Annotated in this window: 16 protein-coding genes and 1 pseudogene; 5 read left to right on the top strand and 12 right to left on the bottom strand. The window is 56.4% G+C overall.

Translation table 11 applies throughout. The features are described 5' to 3' along the window. Positions 1-63: 63 nt before the first annotated feature. The 3 genes from ASB66_RS19675 to ASB66_RS19685 form a co-directional block, all read right to left on the bottom strand. Positions 64-804, bottom strand: a complete 741-nt coding sequence (locus ASB66_RS19675) for an SDR family oxidoreductase (protein ID WP_060719971.1) — start codon at positions 802-804, stop codon at positions 64-66. A 102-nt stretch (positions 805-906) separates the two neighbouring features. Beyond that, positions 907-2,190: an MFS transporter gene (locus ASB66_RS19680; protein ID WP_234613934.1), complete on the bottom strand. Its 1,284-nt coding sequence runs from the start codon at positions 2,188-2,190 to the stop codon at positions 907-909. 130 nt (positions 2,191-2,320) lie between these two features. After that, positions 2,321-3,013, bottom strand: a complete 693-nt coding sequence (locus ASB66_RS19685; protein WP_060720097.1) for a type 1 glutamine amidotransferase domain-containing protein — start codon at positions 3,011-3,013, stop codon at positions 2,321-2,323. 170 nt (positions 3,014-3,183) lie between these two features. On the opposite strand from ASB66_RS19685, the gene ASB66_RS19690 reads away from it, so the two are divergent. Continuing rightward, positions 3,184-4,110, top strand: a complete 927-nt coding sequence (locus ASB66_RS19690; RefSeq protein ID WP_060719972.1) for a LysR family transcriptional regulator — start codon at positions 3,184-3,186, stop codon at positions 4,108-4,110. Positions 4,111-4,187: 77 nt separating this feature from the next. Here ASB66_RS19690 and ASB66_RS19695 read toward each other — a convergent pair whose 3' ends face one another. Beyond that, positions 4,188-4,676: a redoxin domain-containing protein gene (locus tag ASB66_RS19695; protein ID WP_060720098.1), complete on the bottom strand. Its 489-nt coding sequence runs from the start codon at positions 4,674-4,676 to the stop codon at positions 4,188-4,190. Between the two features lie 82 nt (positions 4,677-4,758). Between ASB66_RS19695 and ASB66_RS27160 the strand changes: the two are divergent. Further along, positions 4,759-4,926, top strand: a pseudogene (locus ASB66_RS27160) (TetR/AcrR family transcriptional regulator); the annotation flags it as partial. 56 nt (positions 4,927-4,982) lie between these two features. Here the strand turns inward: ASB66_RS27160 and ASB66_RS19705 are convergent. The 4 genes from ASB66_RS19705 to ASB66_RS19720 form a co-directional block, all read right to left on the bottom strand. Beyond that, positions 4,983-5,936, bottom strand: a complete 954-nt coding sequence (locus ASB66_RS19705; protein ID WP_070167282.1) for a DUF1403 family protein — start codon at positions 5,934-5,936, stop codon at positions 4,983-4,985. 434 nt (positions 5,937-6,370) lie between these two features. After that, positions 6,371-7,594 (bottom strand): TniQ family protein, encoded by a 1,224-nt coding sequence (locus tag ASB66_RS19710; protein ID WP_060719974.1) that lies wholly within the window; start codon positions 7,592-7,594, stop codon positions 6,371-6,373. Next, positions 7,594-8,529, bottom strand: a complete 936-nt coding sequence (locus ASB66_RS19715) for a TniB family NTP-binding protein (protein ID WP_197714915.1) — start codon at positions 8,527-8,529, stop codon at positions 7,594-7,596. Before ASB66_RS19715 ends, ASB66_RS19710 begins: the two co-directional genes overlap by 1 nt. Next, positions 8,526-9,905: a Mu transposase C-terminal domain-containing protein gene (locus ASB66_RS19720; RefSeq protein ID WP_234613932.1), complete on the bottom strand. Its 1,380-nt coding sequence runs from the start codon at positions 9,903-9,905 to the stop codon at positions 8,526-8,528. Before ASB66_RS19720 ends, ASB66_RS19715 begins: the two co-directional genes overlap by 4 nt. A 393-nt stretch (positions 9,906-10,298) precedes the next feature. Between ASB66_RS19720 and ASB66_RS19725 the strand changes: the two genes are divergently transcribed. Then, positions 10,299-11,468: a site-specific integrase gene (locus ASB66_RS19725; RefSeq protein WP_081089189.1), complete on the top strand. Its 1,170-nt coding sequence runs from the start codon at positions 10,299-10,301 to the stop codon at positions 11,466-11,468. A gap of 440 nt (positions 11,469-11,908) precedes the next feature. Here the strand turns inward: ASB66_RS19725 and ASB66_RS19730 are convergent, their stop codons facing one another. Further along, the gene (locus ASB66_RS19730) at positions 11,909-13,615 is read right to left on the bottom strand and encodes a tetratricopeptide repeat-containing diguanylate cyclase (RefSeq protein ID WP_060719977.1); all 1,707 of its coding nucleotides are present in this window, start codon (positions 13,613-13,615) and stop codon (positions 11,909-11,911) included. Between the two features lie 558 nt (positions 13,616-14,173). Here ASB66_RS19730 and ASB66_RS19735 point away from each other — a divergent pair. Continuing rightward, the gene (locus tag ASB66_RS19735) at positions 14,174-15,427 is read left to right on the top strand and encodes a flavin-containing monooxygenase (protein ID WP_060720100.1); all 1,254 of its coding nucleotides are present in this window, start codon (positions 14,174-14,176) and stop codon (positions 15,425-15,427) included. A 58-nt stretch (positions 15,428-15,485) separates the two neighbouring features. Beyond that, positions 15,486-15,671, top strand: coding sequence for a hypothetical protein (locus tag ASB66_RS19740; protein WP_060719978.1), 186 nt, complete (start codon positions 15,486-15,488; stop codon positions 15,669-15,671). A 72-nt stretch (positions 15,672-15,743) separates the two neighbouring features. Here the strand turns inward: ASB66_RS19740 and repC are convergent, their stop codons facing one another. The 3 genes from repC to repA form a co-directional block, all read right to left on the bottom strand. After that, positions 15,744-16,958, bottom strand: a complete 1,215-nt coding sequence (repC, locus tag ASB66_RS19745) for a plasmid replication protein RepC (RefSeq protein WP_060720101.1) — start codon at positions 16,956-16,958, stop codon at positions 15,744-15,746. A 153-nt stretch (positions 16,959-17,111) separates the two neighbouring features. Then, on the bottom strand, positions 17,112-18,134 hold the full coding sequence (repB, locus tag ASB66_RS19750; protein WP_060719979.1) for a plasmid partitioning protein RepB: 1,023 nt from the start codon (positions 18,132-18,134) through the stop codon (positions 17,112-17,114). After that, the gene (repA, locus tag ASB66_RS19755) at positions 18,131-19,345 is read right to left on the bottom strand and encodes a plasmid partitioning protein RepA (protein WP_060720102.1); all 1,215 of its coding nucleotides are present in this window, start codon (positions 19,343-19,345) and stop codon (positions 18,131-18,133) included. Before repA ends, repB begins: the two co-directional genes overlap by 4 nt. Positions 19,346-19,869 lie beyond the last annotated feature (524 nt).

Raw genomic sequence — 19,869 nt, forward strand, 5'->3', positions numbered from 1 at the left:
TAATCCTTGTGGTGTCTTATTGGAAAAGCAGGCGGGCAAGAGTTGCCGCCCGTATGAAAAGGTTCAGAACGCCTGGACCGTGGGACGGATGACGATTTCATTGATGTCGACGTCGTCGGGCTGCTCGATCGCGAAGGCAATTGCCCGGGCCACGGATGAGGCTGGTATCGCCTGTTCATAGAAGTCATGCACGGTGTCCCGCGCGGTCCCCGTCGTGCCGAGTTTCAGCTCGCTTTCCACGGCGCCGGGCTCGATCGACGTGACACGGACGGCCCCGCCGACCTCCATGCGCAGCCCCTCCGAAATGGCACTGACCGCAAATTTGGTACCGGAATAGACGGTGCCGCCCGGTGCGAAGACCTTGATGCCGGCGACGGAGCTCAGGTTGATGATGTGGCCGCTTTGCTGCGCGAGAAACAGCGGCAGGGCGGCCGCAATTCCATAAAGCGTCCCCTTGAGATTGACGTCGATCATCGCGTCCCACTCGTCCGTATTGATCTCGGCCATCGGCCGGATTGGCATGATCCCCGCATTGTTGATGATGACATCGAGCCGTCCGAGATCCCGAACCACGGCTTCGACGGTGGCCTTGACCTGGTGCTTGTCAGTTACGTCCATGCCATAGGCACGGATGTTACCACCCTGCCCTGCAATCTCGGCGCGGACCGCCTCCAGCTTTTCTTCACGCCGGGCGGCAATGGCGACCTTTGCACCCTTTGCGGCGAGCGTCCGGGCGACCTCTGCACCGATGCCGGTGCTGCCGCCGGTGATGAGAACGACTTTGTCTGCGATACCTGTGGTCATGATCTTGTCCTCGAGTTGGTGAATGGAGTTCGCGGTTGTCCGGCGGCCGGCCTGCTGGCCGTCCCTGGAAAGCTTGGGTAATGCCGGTGGAATGTGCGGGGTCTAGTCGCGCGCGCTGCGCAGGCCGGACGGTTGCAGGAACGGCGACAAGGCGAGCATCAGCAGTGCAACGGCCGCGAGGATCCAGAGCGGAATGGCGAAGCCACCGGTGACGTCGCGAAGCAGGCCCAGAAGCAGCGGGCCGAGTGCACCGGTGAAGTATCCGATGCCCATCACGAATGCCGACCAGGCATTGGCCTCGTGTGCATCAGCTGCGTTGTCGAGCGGCAGGATCATGCCAAGCGTGAAAGAACCGCCCACGCCGAAGGCAATAACGGGGATGAACAGGAACGGGAGCAGACTGGGCGATATCGCAACCGCAGCCGATCCGACCAGAGCCAATCCCGCAAACAGGGCAATCACCCCGCGCCGGTCCTCGTTTCGGCTGATAAGGCCTGCAAGCGGGTTCGACACCATGAAGGCGGCGGTGAAGCTGGCAAGCAGCAGGCCGGCCGTGGTGGCACTCATGCCGTATTCCCGAAACATTGGTGCCGTCCACGACACGAAGCCGAAAAACAGGATGTTGTTGGCCGAAAAATAGAGCGCGATCAGCCATGCCTTGGGGTTGCGCACAGGCAGTCCGCGGCGCGCCGGTGCTGGCGCTGCGGCCACCGGAACGTCCGAGCCGCGTTCGGCGCGGGCGACCAACAGCCAGGCTGCAATCGCCGTCAGGCAGGGCAGCGCAAAAATGCCCGAACCGAACCTCCAGCCTCCGCCGGCATCGGCAAGCGGTTGTGCCAGACCTGCCGCAAACGTGCTGCCTAGTCCCAGCGACATGGCATAAATGCCCATCAGGATTGCGGCGCGTTTCGGAAAGCTCTTCTTGGCGAAACCGGGGATCAGTGCACCGGTAACCGCTATGCCGGCGCCGACCCCGACGGTGGCGGACAACAGCACGCCGATCGACCCGGCAAAGGCTCGGCCTGCCGTCGCGGTCATCAGGACGACGAGGGCGATCAGGATCACCCGGTCGCGACCGAACCGCCGGGCAAGCCAGGGTGTCGGGAAAGCCAGCAAACCCATCAACATCGCCGGGATGGCCGTCAATAACGAAGCCTGTGTATTGGAGATGCCGAATTCCTCACGGATATGCGGCAGCAACGGTCCTATCGACACGATTTCCGGCCGCAGGTCGATCGCCACCAGCACAATCACGGCAACGGTCGCGGCGAAAGATAGTGGCGCGAGCTTCTCCTGGTCGCTGTGAGCATCTGTCTCCACAACTGCCGGTTCCCTGGTCATGACATGATTGCGGACGAATGATGGGGCAGGAAGCATGTGCGTCATCGCTATTCTCCAGGGCAAAGGGATGCAGCTTGGTCCGGGGACGGCCCCGGTTCCCGACAGACGACAAGGTCTGTCCCCGAACCAAGATGGCAGGTGACTCAAGCTTGAGCTTGAGGATGATCCGCCGCGATCAGGCGGCCTTGGCAGCCTTGAGGGTGGCGAGCAAAATGCCGGCCGTCTCGACGGACGAGCCCGGATTCTGGCCGGTGATCAGCAGGCCATCCTGAACGGCGTAGGAGCCCCAGTCATCGCCGCTGGTATAGACGCCACCATTCTCTTTCAGCATGTCCTCGACCAGGAACGGCACCACGTCGGTAAGGCCCACGCCGTCCTCTTCCGTGTTCTTGAAACCGGTCACCTTCTTGCCGCGGACAAGCGGTGCGCCATCGGCCGCCTTGACGTGACGCAGGACGCCCGGAGCGTGGCAGACGAAGGCGACCGGCTTGCCGGCACGATAGGTTGCCTCGATGAGAGCAATCGAATCCTTGTCTTCGGCCAGATCCCAGAGCGGGCCGTGGCCGCCCGGATAGAAGATGGCGTCGTAGTCATCCTTGGAAACGCTGTCGAGCGTGACGGTGGTGCTCAGTACGGCCTGCGCCTGGGGATCGGCATGAAAGCGACGGGTCTGCTCGGTCTGGAATCCGGGTTCGTCGCTCTTGGGATCGAGTGGCGGCTGGCCGCCCTTGGGCGAAGCGACGGTGATCTCGGCACCGGCTTCGAGGAAGGCGTAATAGGGAGCTGCGAACTCTTCGAGCCAGAAACCGGTCTTGCGGCCGGTGTTGCCGAGTTCGTCATGTGAGGTGAGAACCATGAGAATTTTCATTGTGCGGATCCTTCCGAAAATTGACTGGGCAAGAGCTGCCGCGGGTGTTTCGTGTTGGCTGCGATCTTCCTTCGATCGCTGCTCTTTCGACACGATGATCATGCCTGCCGAGACCTCATTCCGGAAATTTATTTCTTTGATTTCAGATATACTCTCTGCAATATAACGGGATGAAATATGACCTGAACCTGCTGCCTGTCTTCATTGCGCTGATGGAAGAACGCAGTGTGACCCGCGCTGCCGAAAGGCTCCGCATCACCCAGCCAGCCCTGTCCAATGCCTTGAACCGCCTGCGCGACACGCTGCGCGATCCGCTGTTCATCCGCGAGCGTTACGGCATGAGGCCGACCCAAATGGCCGAGGAACTGGCGCCGGTGATCGGTGCTGCGCTCGCAAGTATGGACGACGTGATCCTCGGCCAGCAGGAGTTCGATCCGGCCGAGGCAACACGGTTGTTTACCCTAGCTCCAAACGGCTACGTCGAGTTCGTACTGATGCCCGAAATTGTTTCGCAGCTGCGCGAGCGGGCCGCCGGGATCAAGCTTCGCCTTACCCCGTTCGGCAACGATCTGATCGAGACCGGCGCAATGTCCGGAACGACCGACATGGTGCTGGGTCGCATCGTCGATCCGCCGGACAATATGGTGGTGCAGCACCTGATGGACGATGGACTGGCGTGCGTCGTGCGCGCCGACCATCCGGACATCCGGGACAGCATCTCAAAAAAGCAGTTCGAAAGTCTGAAGCATGTCAACGTGCTTCCGCCGGGCCGGATGCGGGCCGGGCTTTTCCAGGCGCTGGACCAGAAGGGCCTCAAGCGCGACGTTGCCGTGTCGGTGACGCATTTTCTGGCAGTGCCGGAAATGATCGCCGTCACGGACTATTGCGCCACACTGCCGCGCCTGATTTGCAATCGTCTTGCCAAGGATCCTCGCCTTAAGATCCTTCCGGCCCCCGTCGATCTAGGGACCTTCCCTGTCGAGATGGCATGGCATGTCCGATATCGCCATGACCCGGCGCACAGGTGGCTGCGATCGCTGATCAGTGAAGTGGCACGAGACCTACTCGCCGGACATGGCGATCATCGGGGTGAGTGACCCGGCACTCCCGTGGAAACCTGACACCATCGGCGCACGGGCCAGGTAGCGGAGAATGATCTGGCCCAGCCCACTTCTTATTTTTTCAATGACTTCATGAAGGCGACGAGGCGAATGACGTCGCTGGGAACGAGCCGGCCGATCGCCCGGCTGGAATAGACGGCATTGACGACGCTGCCGTCGGGCGCGAGCACGAAGCCGGTGTTTTCGAGAAAGCGGCCGCGTGCCGGGGCGTTGTTCTGATAGGCGCCGACAGCCGCAACGATTGCTTCAAGATCTGCCGAATGCCCCATCTTGAAGGGGATAGCGTGCTTTGCAATGAAGTCTTTCGTCTCGGCTTCGTCATCGACGGAAAACGCCACGACCTTGATGCCCTCTTTCTGAAGCGCGTCGCTTGCCGCGACAAAAGCCGCCACTTGCTCATTGCAGAAAGGGCACCAATGTCCACGGTAGATGAGCACGACGCCGTATGACCCGCCAAGATCGCTTGGAAGATGGATGACGCCGCCACCGACGGCGGGAATTTCGATGTCTGGAAAGGTCTGGTCGTTCTGAAGCATTGGCATGAAGATGACTTCCTTTATGGACTGAACGGTCCAGTCTTGATAGAAGGATACTGGACTGTCTAGTCCAATTTTGGAGATCACCATGCGAAAAAACGGAAAATCCGGATTTACGGTCCGGGGAGAGACGACAAGACAACGGATCATCGAGGCTGCCGCCGAGATCGTCTATGCCAAAGGTGCTGCTGGAATGAGCCTGGATGAAGTCATGGAAGCCAGTCGCACCAGCAAGTCGCAACTCTATCATTATTTTTCGGACAAGGATGTCGGGCCGCCGTTTGCTGCGAACGGTGCTGGATCCTGCCATGGTCACAACCCAAAGATCCGGAAGGACGATCGGCCGGACAGTTCGCGCACCGCCTCAAAACCTTCGAGCCGTTCGAACAGACGATTGGCCGCCCAGCGAGATAGTGTGCTACCGGGGGCCGACGCAGGCACCGCGTCCTCCTTCAGGAGTCTGCGGATAACGGGCTCAGCTCTCTTGGTGCGCAGCTTCGGCGCAACGGCCAGCAGTCGTGCGGCGCAGCGGTCTATCTCGACGGCGGATCGAAGTGCGGCGTCTACGCCATCGACCAGCGCCAGGCAGATCGCTTTTGGATAAGCCGGTTCGCCCGGCCTAACGCGACCGCGGCCGCCGATCGTGCGGAACGCCGGACCAAAACGCTCAGGGAGCAGCAGCGGCACAGGTTTCGGCCAATTAAGCTTGTACGCTAAGATGAGATCGGCGAGCCCCAGCGCCAGCACCTCGGCATCCGGGCGGGCAGCGCAAAGTGCCGCTATAAGGTCCGCCGCGACGAAAGGCGCTGCTCGCCCGGACTGCCTTGCAGAATCGATCAGATTCGGGATCTCGGCAAGACCGTCGTCCCAACGAATTCCCAAAAGCGTGGAGAGCTCCTTAACGAAGGGTGTGGTGATTGTCCCGGATCGACGCGTCAGCAATCGTGTCGCCAGAAACAGCTTTCCGGCCGGGCCGGGATCGTCACCGGCGGCGGTCAACAAAACGGCGTCCCGGATGGCGCTTTCTTTTTCGTCGCGCCCAATCATTCTGGCGGCAACAGTGGCCGATTTGAGGGCTAGGCGATCACGCCAGCAACCGATCCATTTCGGTTCGGCGCGGACCATATCGTTCAGTGATTTCAGGGCGATACCAGCGGCGAAGGCAGCGTCGGACTCGTTGATTTCGCGACCGCGCGAAAGCGCCCACGCCGGTAGGCGGGGCGACCAAGCAGGGGTATTTGGAGCGGAGGGCAGGAGTGAATCCATGCGCCGAAGTGTAAATCAGGTGCGCAGTTTATGCTAGCATTATCGACTTGAACCGCACGCCCTGTCGTTGTAGAAATACGTCCGATAATCTTGCATTATCGGACATAATGTTCATTATAAAGAAATGGCCCAATGTCGTTCAATTTTCATCGACGGACAGCCTGTTTTGCGCGTCAGAGCGACGAGAATTCACGCTTATTAAGCGGACTTCATTCGTGCTCAAACACCGGACCGGATCTGAGATGGCTTCGGCTCTCCCGACGCCCAGTATCAAATTCGTGCGGAGCGGACGAAATCTCGCGCATGCCGTTCGCTTGCAAATTCCACGTCAGGACGGTTTGTGGTCAATTTTCCGCAGCCAACAGGCTGTCCAGACGCGCGCCTCGCAGTTTCGGCCATAGGAGTCCGTACAGCGATTTTCTCAACGTGACGATTCACGGCTCATTCTCACCCTCGAAACGCGCTCCACGGCCTTCCACGTGACTCGATAATTTGCCCGCCGGGTCGCGATTGAGTAGAAAGCCGGCCTCGCTGCTCGAATTGCGAGCAAGTGCTGCATCGACCAGCCGCGCGCGAAGACGTTGCCGTTTTCTCGCTGGCAGACGCTCAGCTGCAATCCAGTCCGGATGCGCCAAGATATTGCGGGCCAAACGGTCGTAGTCTTCCGATGAGCGTCTCCCTGCCTGATTGGAGGCCTCATGGCGCAACGATCTAGGAGCGGAACTGCTTGTCATTGCCGTGGCCCTCCTGACCAGGCGGCTTGCGGCCTCCGGAATTGCATCATCCACATTCGGATCAACGCCAAAGATATCGTTCAAGGCCAGCAGCGTGACGAAGCGCCAGCGCACCGGGATCCGCCCAAGTGGCGTGTCGGCACCCACTGCATGCCTGACTTCATAAGGGCAGCGCCACCCGGCTTTGCCGAACCACAGCGCCAGAACGGGTCGTGCAGCGGCGGGATGATCGAGAGGCGCCCAAAGGATCGCAAGCGCCTTCTCCACCTGTTTTCGACCGGGATCATTTTGATCGATACTTGCCGCCACAAGCCGCTGGGTTGCCAAAGCCGCCTGGATCAGCGCACGGTCTCTTGGCGGACCACCCTCCCCTCCCCCGTCGTCGAGCAGGCATGCGCAACGACTGCAGACCGGCCGCGCGCAGCCGTCGCGTAGGCGAAATGTTACAGACAGCAGCTGATGACAAGAAATGCAGCGGTCACAAAGCAGTTGACCGTGATCAGGACAGATACAGCACTCGCCGAGCATCCAGCTGGCCCGCAGATAGGCATTTCGACCCGCCACCCGATCGGCAGTGAAGCAGTCGAGGCAAACAGGCGGCGGTCCAGGCATCACCAAGTGGCCCCCATCCGGTCCGCGCCTCGTGAACCATGACGGAGGACGCACCGGATAGCGCTTGCGCAAAGCCAGACGCTCCAGACGTTCGGGATCGATACCACATGCCTGCGCCCACGCCCTTGTCTGATGCTGTGCGGGCGCCCAATCGTCGATTGGCGGGGGTGACGACACGCTATTGCCGTCGTCGGCGAAATGGCCGACCAGTTCTCGTGCGGTGAGACCATAGCGACACGCCACCCGCACCAGCCATGAAGACAGCAATTCGTCGCGATAGGGTCGCGGTGCGACTGGCAGACGCCCTGCCATTATCGGCCCGCCAGCTGCGTCATCCCGCGAACTGCCCGTCTGCCGGCCGCTTGCGTCATCGACACGAGCGGCAGCACGAGATGGTCCCCGAAGCTCGTCAGGTCCAGCTGCTCCCTGCCCGACCGGATAGCCTCTTCGGCTGCTGTCTCGATCAGTCGGAAGATTCGGGACGTGACGCCGCTGGTGAGTATGTGAATCCGTTCACGTACCGCCTGACTTTCCAGATCGGACGAACCGCGCAATGGTAGGATTCCTGCAAGGCTCTTCAGGAGCCGTGCAAAGGCATGATCGTTCTTCCAGGGCTTGAGATGAAACGCCTCGAAACGTTCGGCCAGTTGCGCGTCTGTGAGCAAGGCCTGGCGCGCAAGATCGGTCCCGGCGCAGACAAGCGGCACTCTCAGGTCGTTTGCAAGAAACCGCAAGGCATTGAGGAAAATCCGTTGCTGCCGATAGGTGCCAGCCAGCATGCCGTTCACCTCATCGAGGATAATCATCCTGGCCCCGACGGTTCGCAGCAGTGAGCGGCAGACGTCTTTCTCGCGGGCAAGCGTCCCGCCAACGAGCGCTGGAGCCTGCAAGCTGGCCAGCAATTCCCGATAAAGATCGCGCTCAACCGGCTCAGAGGGCACCTGCGCCACCACGACCGGCCTTTTGGTGACCCCTGTTGACTGGCAGAATGTAGCCGGATGCGCCCGCTCGAACTTGCGGACGATCTTGGTCTTGCCCATACCGGTGTCGCCATAGATCAGCAGGCAAGGCATGCGGTCACGTGGCGGATAAGCCAACAAAGCGTTCAGACGCACAAGTACACCTTCCGCCTGATCGAAGCCTATCCAGCGATCGGCGTTGATCCAGGCGATGCGTTCTTCCTCAGGCAGTGCCGCATAGCGCCGATAGCGCTCGTCAAGATGCTCGTATGCACCCTCCCCGCTCACGACCACTCCTCGACGGAAAAAATGGGCACTTTGCTCCAATCGATTGGTCGGTCGTCCTCAGTTTCAGGTGGAGCGGCCGATCGGTTGGGTTTGGTAGCGTCGAGCGCGCGGTCCCGCTTCTCTACAAGTTGCCGCGCTGCCTTCGTGCGCCGGGCGGCATCATCAACCAATGCGCGCTGGGTCTCGATCGCCTCAAAGATCAGTTGCTCGTCTACTAGGGCAAGACCGCGTTCTCTCAGGGCGGTTCGGGCACGGCGGTGCTCGCCCAGCGTTATCGGCGGCCGCCGCAGATCAGCGAAACGGATCGGCCAGCGCGTACCATCTGGAGCCCTTACGAAAATCTGCGAGAGATCACGAGGATCGTAGGAAATGCGTAACGGCCGGTCGAGCCGACCAGCCCAGATGCTGAGCACGTCGTCCCAGTAGCGCAGACCGAACAGACGAATTCCGTCACGCCGCACCAGTCGATCGACGCTGGGGAGGAAATCGATCATAAAACCAGCGAGGTCATGAGGCTGGCGCACAGGCCGAAGTCGCCGAGCCGTAGCCTCATGCCACGCCGCCAGGGGCGGAATCCCCAAAGCTCCATGTCGATCCGTATGATAGCGCACGATCTCAAGCGCCATCCAACGCTGCAGTTCGTCCAAGGTCATCGTCGCATTTGCCGCTGAGTCATAGCTGCCGCGCTCATCGATATCGCTGAATGTCGTGCCGGGTAGAAGATGGATAGCGCCCATCATGGTGCCGATCAGCCGTTCGATATGGCCTCCGTAATGCGGCGTGGCGATCGGGCGATGGATGAGTTCAATACCATATTCTTCGGCACCTCGCCGCAATGCGACCGATCGGAATTCCTTGGCATTGTCGAGATGGATCGCGTCGGGGAACCCCGAGATGGGCCACTTCGCATCGATCCCCAGTCCGACAAGCCATGGCTCTTTTGGTTGCACGACGTGCTGGATTGCGAGAGCAACCGACACTGTCGAGGGCGCCTCCAGCGTCAGATAGAAGCCTGCGACCATGCGGCTTGCAACGTCGATGGCAAGCGTCAGCCACGGCCTCTGCAGTGGTCGTCGATACTGACGGTCAACGACGATAACATCGACCATGGTATGATCGATCTGGACGACGTCGAATGCGCACTCAGCGGTATATTCTCCAGGGACGGGTCGGAAGCGATCGCGTGCGGCCTTAGAACCTTCCCGTGCCTTGGTGAGTTCGGCCGGATCCATCGCAGCAATTCGGGCTTTTACCGCCTGCCAGGACGGCGCTCGCACGCCACGCAACCGGCAGAGGCCGCAGATCTCCTTATGCAGCCGATTGATGCTGGTTTTCTGACGTGTCGCGTAGAAATCCCGTACAGCTTGTGCAATCACAACCTCGGTCTCATCCGGCAGGCGGCGGCTCCCTCGCCTCGTGCCTGCTGGATTCGGGAGCAGCGAACTTGTGACCGGATTTTCCCGATAGGCTGTGATCAACTCATACAGTCGCGTTCGTCTGATTCCAAGCTCGCGGCAAGCTCTATGGAAGTCGGAACGACTGGGCCGACCAATGGCAAGCAGCCTGCGAAGCACAGCCTCTCTTCGTACTGCCTCGTCCCAGACAGCGTCTTCCATAATGTGTCTGTTAGCCCCAGGAACCACAGCGCCTCCGCTGAAAAGTTCGTCCGCCGAATTATCGCGAAAAATACGCCGGTTCGGCTAAAATCCGGTCATCAACTGCGAATATGATTCGTTCCACATCAGAAACTTACCGTCCGCCTATGAACCATGAATGACACCCAGATCATCGAGCAAAACAGCGAAATTCACCTCCAGGAGAGCTCTGCGCCGTCTCTCAGCACGGCGGCTGAGGGTGATGTTTGCGCGCCGCAGGTGTCGGACGCAGGCACGTCGATGCAGGCCCCTCCCCTGCTCTCTCCCGTTGCCGAGAACCAAACGCCAACGCATCTTGCCAGCCTGGCGGACCGCGCCCGCGACTATGTGGCGGCGGCAAGTTCTGCCAATACGCGAAAAGCCTATGCCTCCGATTGGAAGCATTTTTCCGCCTGGTGCCGGCAGTTGAGTTTGGCTCCCCTCCCCCCGGACCCGCAGACCGTTGGTCTCTATATTACCACCTGTGCCTCAGGCGATGCCGTCGGCACACCGGCGCGTGGCGCCAAGGCAAACGCTGTCTCGACGATCGAACGGCGCCTGTCGTCATTGTCTTGGAACTATGCGCAGCGCGGGCTGATACTTGATCGCAAGGATCGGCATATCGCCACGGTTATGGCCGGCATTCGCAACAGCCACGGGCGTCCACCTGTGCAGAAGGAAGCGGTGGTGGCCGAGGACATCATCGCCATGATCGAGACACTCGATCGGGGAACGCTGAGAGGTTTACGCGATCGGGCCATGCTGCTGATCGGTTATGCCGGTGGCCTGAGGCGGTCCGAGATTGTTGGTCTTGACATCAAGGCTGACCAAACCGAAGACGGGCGCGGCTGGATCGAAATATTTGACAAGGGCATGCTCGTCACCCTGCGCGGCAAGACCGGCTGGCGCGAAGTCGAGATCGGCCGTGGCTCATCGGACGCCACCTGCCCGGTGGTTGCTCTGGAGAGCTGGATCACCTTCGCCAGGCTTGCCCATGGCCCCCTCTTCCGCCGCGTCACCGGACAAGGCAAGTCGGTTGGGCCAGAGCGCTTGAACGACAAGGAAGTGGCACGGCTCGTCAAGCGGACCGCCATGGCTGCCGGGGTTCGTGGCGATCTCAGCGAAATTGAACGTGCCTTCAAATTCTCCGGCCATTCGCTGCGCGCTGGTCTCGCCTCCTCCGCCGAAGTCGATGAACGCTATATCCAGAAGCAACTCGGTCATGCCTCAGCCGAGATGACCCGCAGGTATCAACGCCGAAGGGATCGCTTCAGGGTCAATTTGACAAAAGCGGCGGGGCTTTGATTTTGTTTGTTTGAACCAGAAAACTCGCATCCCGTGAATTGGTGATCACAATGTTTGGCACCTGAAAATTGGATTTTTCGGCCACGAACCCCATTCAGACCGGTTGTTTCACCAGGATTTTGCATGCAATTGCGACTGCTGGTCCAATTCTGCTACCTGTCAAAATGCACCTCGGCTTAGTCCCATCACTACCGAAGATCATAATGGTTTATCGCGCTCGTTGCGTCGAAATCCCTTTCCGCGCCACACCCCGACCTTTTAGCCTTGCATGACATCGGATTAGCGGTTTCGGTTATTGATGACATTAAAATCGAATGCGCTATGGCGCGTTTTGCACGGCATTCCGTACGCATCTTCACTCCGGCGGAAGCAGAGATTCATGGTAAGAGAAATGCAACGTCGAGAGGCTATGGGACAGTCAGCAGAATCGGATCGCTTCCTCAATCCGTAATCGCGCTGGTCGTTTGTTCAAACCTATTTCCAGACGGCAGAAAACAAACAACTCTATTTCTACCGGTCTGCTTTGCCCAATAAAGGCGCCGATCCGCCAGTTGCAAAACCGCTTCGGCGTCGACTGCATCGTCTGACATTGCAACTCCGATACTGACGGACACATTCAGCCCATCAGCAATTTCGGACCAGTCAAAGTTGGTAATTGTCATTCGCAGTCTTTCGGAAACCCTTTCCGCGTGGGCGAGTGTTAGGTCCGTCATAAGTATAACGAACTCTTCGCCACCAAAGCGAACTGCGAGATCTGTTTCACGAACAACAATTTTGACCAGTGCCCCGATTTGCACAAGGACACGATCACCAATGATATGGGAGAACGTATCATTGATTGTCTTGAAGTAATCGACATCAAGGATCGCCAGCGCATAACTCGCGCCTTGAGTATTAACGTCAGATATTATCGTCTCCAAATGCCGCCGATTGGAAAGTCCTGTCAACGGGTCCGTATTCGCCGCTTCAGTCAGGACATTGGTTTGCTGCTGAAGGGCCTCTAATGACCGGGCAATTTCTGCAGAGCGCTCTGCCTCTGTATCAAGCATTGCTTTGAGTTTTTTCGTTTCATAACGGATCTCCGCCATACGGGCATTTTGCTGGATCCGCTCCGCAGTGAACTGCTGATGGAGCTTGTGATATTTTTTATGAAAATCGAGCGCAAACTCGAATGCTTCAAGATACTCATGAGCTTTTGACAGAGACAGACAGGCATGCATTAAAGTCTCAAGATTGAAATTTTCCCCGGCAAGCAAGTGGGCCTGCTCAAGTGGAACCAAGGCCTCTTCATAGCGCTTTAACGAAACGAGCGTGCTTCCCAGTGTAACCAGATAATGCCCCTCCCCGCGGACATAATCGTCGCCCGGAATGTCACGGTACCGCTCCAATAACATTTCTGCGGCGGAAAAATTCTCAACCGCATTAAAATATTCTGCTAAGTTTGCGATACACAACCTCTCGGCCCAGGCGTCTTTAAGTAATTGAGCGAGGCTGAGTGCTTGTTTCGTAACATCTATTGCGCTGCTAATCGACGTTTCGAATTTTTGATTATCGGCTTCCTGAACGAGATAAGCATCCTCTGCATGCGCGCCACCGAGATTAATCAACCACCAACATTCGAATGTAAGATCGTGTGCCTCTCGGGCAAGCTCTACGGCACGAGCGCAATAATCAACCGCAAGGGATGGTTGGCGCGTCATCCAGAATATCACGCCAATAACATTTATGGCCAGAGACCGACATCTGAGATTACGGCTCTGGTCGGCAATGTTCATTGCTTCTGCGGCGAACTCGACAGCCTGCTCTAAATTACCGAGTTCCAGATGCAGCCAAGCAGCAATACTAATTGCTTCCGCCTCAAGCGCCGGCTCTTCAAGCTGCTTCCAAAGAGAAAGAGCTTTCTCCGCGTATACTAGCCCCGTCTCTGTCTCGCCAAGTTGAAAGCAATACCACGCACATTGCTGAGAACCGCGCGCTACAAGACCTTGATCTCCTCGCTGTTCTGCAGAAGTCAGAACTGAATTTGCTAAGGAGAACGCGCGAATGGAACGACCTGTACATGCGAGGTTCCAAGCTTCATCCAGCACGGCCGCAGCGTCCAAATCAAAGCTATTTTTACGATTGCCAAACTGGTTATTCAATATCATCGGCTCATCTTGCGCAACGCCTAGACAGCATACCGGGTAAATTTAGCAAAAATCCATTTAAGGGAGTCCTAAAGCCATTATCTTTCGTAAGGCTGTTTCTTAAGTTCCTTGCGACAGGCCGTTTCAAACATATGTAAGCACCTACCGCTCTCGAGCGTACAGACTTATCCTAAGTGAGCGAACCACACTGCCAAAGTTGAATATTCGTTGCCCAGCGTTGAGTGAATGTGTCCAAATTTTAGATGAACCATTTCCCCTCCCCTCGTCTCTTATTGCATTGTTGATCTCACCAAAATTTCCTCTGTTTTTTAAGTGTCTCATACCAACCTAAACTCTCCGAACGCGATTGAGATTTTGGCCCATGATTATCAGGGAGTTGTACATAGTCGGCATTGGCCACATGGTCGCGCATAAAAAAACATACAAAAAAGAAATGGAGACGGTCTTCAGCAGCATCAGCCGAAGCCAGAGATGCCTACCTTAACTGGACGCCCGACGAGCGAGAAAAACCGCTCAAGGCGCCAGCACGCGCACTTCAAATATAACAAGGACGAAGCAATGACTGTCGAAAAAATACATACACTCGTCGTTGGCGGCGGACAGGCTGGTATCGCCATGAGTGAGCATCTCACTAGGAACAAAGTAGCACATCTCGTTCTTGAAAGAGGAAGGATAGCCGAGCGTTGGCGTTCGATGCGTTGGGATTCCCTGGTCACTAATGGGCCAGCTTGGCACGATCGTTTTCCAAACATGACTTTTCCTGGCAATGCCGATGCGTTTATCCCCAAAGAAGGCGTTGCCGACTACTTTGAAGCCTATGCGAAGAAGTATAACGCACCGATCCGCTGTGGAACCGAGGTGACTCAAGTCGAGCGATTGAAAGGTCGTCCAGGCTTCCGTGTCGAGATGTCTAACGGTGTGATCGAAGCTCTAAACGTGGTGGTGGCGACCGGTCCGTTTCAGTTGCCGAACATTCCGCCAATCGTTCCACCGACGGCAGATATCAACCAAATGCATTCCAGCGAATACCGCAACCCTGATCAACTCGGGGAGGGGGCTGTTCTCGTGATTGGCGCGGGCTCTTCAGGAGTGCAGATTGCCGAGGAATTAATGCGTGCGGGCTGCAAGACCTATCTTTCTGTTGGGCCGCATGATCGTCCTCCGCGCAGCTATCGCGGCCGCGACTGCGCTTGGTGGCTCGGCGTTCTCGGCAAATGGGATGCACAGGTACAGGAATTGCAGCTAAGCAGGCATGTTACGGTCGCTGTCAGTGGCGCACGAGGCGGAGAAACGATCGACTTCCGTCGTCTAGCAGCACAGGGCATGGTGCTGGTGGGCATGACCGAAAGCTTTAAGGACGGCAAATTATCCTTCGCTCAAGATCTTGCCGACAATCTTGAGTGTGGCGACCAGAACTATCTATCGCTGCTCGACGAAGCGGATGCTTTTGTTGCATGCAACGGTCTCAACCTTCCTGAAGAGCCAGAGGCTCGCATCCTTGGTCCGACAACAGATTGTATTATTAATCCTATCCGCGAACTGGATCTTATTAACGCCGGCGTCTCCACGATCATCTGGGCTACCGGCTTCAGGTCCGACTATAGCTGGTTGAAGGTGAATGCTTTCGATGAAGCAGGGCGCCCTAGACATCATCAAGGTGTCTCATGTGAGAAAGGCCTCTATTTCCTGGGTCTTCCCGGACTTTCCGGTCGCGGCTCCAGTTTCATCTGGGGTGTCTGGCATGATGCCAGACACTTAGCCGACCACATCATCATTCAGGATAACTACCTGGCTTACAGGCCGCAGGCCTGATGTTAGTACGATTTTTTAGCCGCTCCCGAACTGAGGTGTGGACGGGACCAGATTGGAGATGCCGCCAGAAAATCTGGGCTCTTTCTCAATTGTTATGAGCAAGTCAACGGCTCAATATCCTGCTCACGACGATGATTTTCATGGCAATTCGCATTTTCCGCGTCAGGAATCATCCAAAATCGTGGTTTCAAACCGCGTGGAAAAAACGTTGGTCTTTCAATTACTTATGTCGGTGGTCAGCTGACCACCGAATCAGGCCCTCAATTACACGCGTTTCGATCCCAATCCATCGTCTTGACGAAATTTTCTCAGCGCTTTATCCCGCCTTCATGCCCACTTGGCCATTGGCCCTTAACAAAGCCATCATCATAGGCCCAAGGGAGAACTCTCCTTGTTTTGATCGGCGGGTTAGATCACGCAAATAGCCCCCAGCTGAGTTGATAAAGTTTGCACGCTCTAAAATACATGCGACAGCGGTAGCTGCATTCTCTTGACCCATAATTTCGCAGGCTTCCTGATAGGCGTCCGGACTTACTCCCAACATAGATCGAACCACAACTGCGGCAGTCATTAAGTCACGCCAATTTTCTATTTTTCCACCCGGACCGTAATCGCTAACCGAAGGGCAGGCCTTCAAAATCATTCCAAGCGGAAATGACTTTATCGGCACAGGTTGAGGCGAACTGTTTTGCGCCCTGGTTGCCTCTTGCTCTTTTTCAGAGCGAGGTTCAAGTTCATTAACGTATTTGGTATTTGAATTCTGTATGTGCCGCTCAAATTGAGCAGCATTGCTGCTATTTTTTTCTGATTTTACCTGATTTTCCAATCGCTTAATAATATCACTCTTCAGGTTGTTCATCTCATCTAAAACGGCAGTAACTTCCGAAAGGGGTGGTGTTCTAGATACTTTGCCAACAAGCGATACATACGCGCATTCGATCTCATGCCAGTCGCCTTGAGCGCCCTCCTCGATAGCCGCCGTGATCAGTTTGCGAACGTCTCGACGGCAAATGGTAAGGCTTTCCTTGGCTTTCCTAAAGGCGGCACGATCCGCCATCACTTGTTGCGCCATCATCGCAAGTTCTTCTGAGCGTGCGAGCAGTGGTGACAAATCGAAGCCAAATGCCTGCTCGATCTGACCGGCGTTATCCTTGCGCGCGTAGCGTTTCCCATTGGCGCTATCTTTGCGAACGATCAGCCCTGCATCTACAAGCACAGCGATATGCCGGCGTAATGTCGCTCCAGCCAACCCGTGCGCTCGAAGAGCAAGTTGAGTATTCGAGGGGAAAACAACAAGTTGCGCATCCTGCCGTAGTTCATTCTCTGGGTAAAAACTCAATAACGCATCGAGAACCGCAAGGCTGTTGGATTGTATACCAAGCAATTCCATTGCAGCTGAGGCATCCCTGAATATTTTCCATTTATCCGCACGTTTGCCCGGCTTAATGTCGCTTGTGGCGACTTGCCGGCGCACCAGCGCAAGCGTCATACCCCGCCGCCCAAAGGGCGTCGTCACATTTCCAGTCTCCATCATCTTTCACCTTTCAGCAGGCAAAAGAAAATCACTCACCAAATGGCGCAAAAACTCTTGACGAGGATTCGAGGAAATGCGATTCTGTTCTTGCTAGAGAGACAGAAGGGCTTCCACGACGGCGACGTTGGGGGAGCTCTTTTCTTTTGCGGACTACTCTCCTTGTTTCTTCTGGGTCTGTGCTCGGTGCGCCTGATAAAGCGCAGGCAAGTGATCAATGACGAAGGCCGCGAAATCAGGCGTCGCCTTCCTGTCTATCGTGATTTCCAATTTGGATTTGCTTTGCGAAACCTGAGCCAATCTATCCCCATCAGGGGTCGACATAATTTCCGGAAGCCCTCGAGAGACCCGTCGAGGCTTAAGGCTGGCCAACACCGCCTTGAATCGCTCCGCAGATGGCAGCGCTTGCACTTCATTCGATAGCGCATATTTTGAGACGTCCGAGGGTGAGGGGGCCTTTTCGATAAACTCCGTGAGTTGCTGCCAACTTGGTCGGCCGACGCCTGGTGCGGGGCCGATTGCATCGATCAACTCCGGGGGGAGGGTGTCGACAAGCAGAAGCATCTTCGACAGGTTACTCTTGTCGATCGACATAGCGGCAATAACGATCTCGCGTGAAAATTGCTTATTCAAGCGATGGGCGAAACGTGCTTTCTCAATAAAGGTGAGATCCTGACGTTCGTTGTTCTCCTGGCCTTGTGCAATGACCAATTGTTCGTCGGTCAGCTCGCGAACAACCGCTTTGACCGGAAGACCTAATTCTGAAACGGCCTGGAGCCGACGGTGACCGAAGCCGACCTGATAGCGGCCCGGCATATCCGGGTGAGGGCGCACGAGGATTGGGACCTGCTGGCCTTGGTCGCGAATCGATTCGAGAAGTCCGTCAATATCACCAGGCATACGGTCCTGCACGAAGGATGGCTCTACGGTCGAAACATCCAATTCGACAACCGCTTGGCCTTCAGCAAGACGCCGCTCTATCTCTTCGGCGCGGCTTAGGCGATCATTCTGTTCACGCAGTGCGTTTCCAATATTCGCAGTCAGCTTTGTTGCCGGGTCGCGTTCTTTTCTGGCGACCCCGAGAAGCGGCATTGACCGCGTTTTCCCTGCACGATTGTCAGACGGCTTAACGTCTTGGGCGTCCGTCGAGACGCCAAGGATGTGCTTCCGGCTCATGTGGTTCTACCCCATGCTTTTTTGATCAGAGATTCAATCTCATCGTTGACGGCGTTCATAGCCTCCAAGGCGCGATCATAGGTTGATCGTGTAAATTGACCGCGTTCCACTTCAAAAAGGGTCTGGTTTGTCAGGCCCGCGTCCGAGACAGCCGTCGTTTTGAGCATTGGAAAATTAAGGACGTTTTCCCCAAAAATAGACCGGAGATAGCCCACCATCTGGTTTTGGGGGCCATCGCTCGGTTCGAAACGGGTGATAAGGTAGCGCATCCAATTGAACTTGAACTCCGCACCGGCGCTCTCAATTTCTCTCAGCAAGTTCGATGTCATTGCCAGAAACTGGTTCATTGACATCACATCGAGCATCTGGGGATGAACCGTAACAAGGATGGATGTCGCGGCCGTCAAAGCTGACAGCGTGAGGTAACCGAGTTGCGGAGGGCAATCGATGACGACGACATCATAATTATCTGCAATGTCTTCAATCGCTTGACTGATGCGACCATAGAAGAGCGTGTCACCTTCCTTGCGCTTCATCAAGGCGCGGGGCGTGTCATGCTCAAATTCCATAAGTTCGAGATTGCCGGGAATGAGATGAAGGTCAGGAATATACGTTCCTCGAACGACCTGTTCGATTGGCACTTGCTCATCATCATATCTGATGGCGCCATAGAGGGTCTCGTTTGGACCGACGTCCGTCTCCGGTTGGCTGCCAAAGAGCGCAGACAAGCTTGCCTGAGGATCGAGATCGATAGCAAGCACTCGGTAGCCGCGCATTGCGAGATATTGAGCCAAATGCGCGGCGGTGGTCGTTTTGCCCGAGCCACCTTTGAAATTCATGACCGAAATGACTTGAAGCTGCTCGCCGTCTCGACGATGCGGAAGGTAGCGACGGTTTCCACGACCGATCTGGTCCATATGCTTGCGGATCACGTGGATATCTTCAATCGAGAAAATGCGCCGGCCCCCAGGGCTCATGCTGACATTCAACTCTGGCATTTCTGAAGCAATCTGCCTTAGATAAGACTCCCCAACGCCAAGCAACTTAGACGCTTCAGAGGGGCCGAAGGTCCTAATCCCCTTTTCGGAGGTCGGCGGGAAAACTTTCAAATGATGTGCTTGCAACTGGCTGGAAAGCGCGTCGGCGTGACGCTCCATCAAGGCAGTCAACCCCTCAATCACGGCCTCAGTTTTCGGGGCGATCTTCGCCATGTCAAAACCCATTTTTTGCTATCGGCGCTAATTTTCGCGAAACCAGTAAAACTTCGCCATTAATCATTAGCGCCGATTCGGATTTTCGAGCAAGGAGTTTTAGGTTAGCAAAAGGTTAACGCGACCTTGCCACATTGAACTTTCCTACCTATTTCACAATAGTTATCTGATATTTAGACAGATTCTCGACCCTAGCACCAGCTTTAACAAAATGCAGATTTGCAGGATCGAAACGTTGTTTTGCACAGGCGTAGCAAGGTTTTGCATCGCCACGCCGCGCCGAATCCCACACGAGTTATACCAAGGCTCGAAGATGCTGACGCATCCTCGCCTTGAAGGGATTGCGAATATCTCAAATGCATCAGTGGTTTGAGATATTCGCAAACGGAATACGATGAGTCATATTCAATGACTCTTCGTATTACGCGGTAATTTCAGGAAAAGCGTCTCTGATGCCGGTCAAAAGGGGAGAGGAGGGGCTACCTGTCACCGCAACCGACCGATAGGACGGCGGCTCTGTCAAA

It is taken from the genome of Gillisella vitis (assembly GCF_001541345.2).
Taxonomy (GTDB): domain Bacteria; phylum Pseudomonadota; class Alphaproteobacteria; order Rhizobiales; family Rhizobiaceae; genus Allorhizobium; species Allorhizobium vitis.

Excerpts from the sequence above, each read along its gene's own strand:
- ASB66_RS19690 (WP_060719972.1), top strand. The coding sequence starts at position 3,184 with ATGAAATATGACCTGAACCTGCTGCCTGTCTTCATTGCGCTGATGGAA.
- ASB66_RS19680 (WP_234613934.1), bottom strand. The coding sequence starts at position 2,190 with ATGACGCACATGCTTCCTGCCCCATCATTCGTCCGCAATCATGTCATG.
- ASB66_RS19710 (WP_060719974.1), bottom strand. The coding sequence starts at position 7,594 with ATGGCAGGGCGTCTGCCAGTCGCACCGCGACCCTATCGCGACGAATTG.
- ASB66_RS19730 (WP_060719977.1), bottom strand. The coding sequence starts at position 13,615 with ATGATATTGAATAACCAGTTTGGCAATCGTAAAAATAGCTTTGATTTG.
- ASB66_RS19705 (WP_070167282.1), bottom strand. The coding sequence starts at position 5,936 with ATGGATTCACTCCTGCCCTCCGCTCCAAATACCCCTGCTTGGTCGCCC.
- repC (WP_060720101.1), bottom strand. The coding sequence starts at position 16,958 with ATGGAGACTGGAAATGTGACGACGCCCTTTGGGCGGCGGGGTATGACG.
- ASB66_RS19735 (WP_060720100.1), top strand. The coding sequence starts at position 14,174 with ATGACTGTCGAAAAAATACATACACTCGTCGTTGGCGGCGGACAGGCT.
- ASB66_RS19685 (WP_060720097.1), bottom strand. The coding sequence starts at position 3,013 with ATGAAAATTCTCATGGTTCTCACCTCACATGACGAACTCGGCAACACC.
- ASB66_RS19695 (WP_060720098.1), bottom strand. The coding sequence starts at position 4,676 with ATGCCAATGCTTCAGAACGACCAGACCTTTCCAGACATCGAAATTCCC.
- repA (WP_060720102.1), bottom strand. The coding sequence starts at position 19,345 with ATGGCGAAGATCGCCCCGAAAACTGAGGCCGTGATTGAGGGGTTGACT.
- ASB66_RS19740 (WP_060719978.1), top strand. The coding sequence starts at position 15,486 with ATGCCGCCAGAAAATCTGGGCTCTTTCTCAATTGTTATGAGCAAGTCA.
- repB (WP_060719979.1), bottom strand. The coding sequence starts at position 18,134 with ATGAGCCGGAAGCACATCCTTGGCGTCTCGACGGACGCCCAAGACGTT.
- ASB66_RS19725 (WP_081089189.1), top strand. The coding sequence starts at position 10,299 with ATGAATGACACCCAGATCATCGAGCAAAACAGCGAAATTCACCTCCAG.
- ASB66_RS19675 (WP_060719971.1), bottom strand. The coding sequence starts at position 804 with ATGACCACAGGTATCGCAGACAAAGTCGTTCTCATCACCGGCGGCAGC.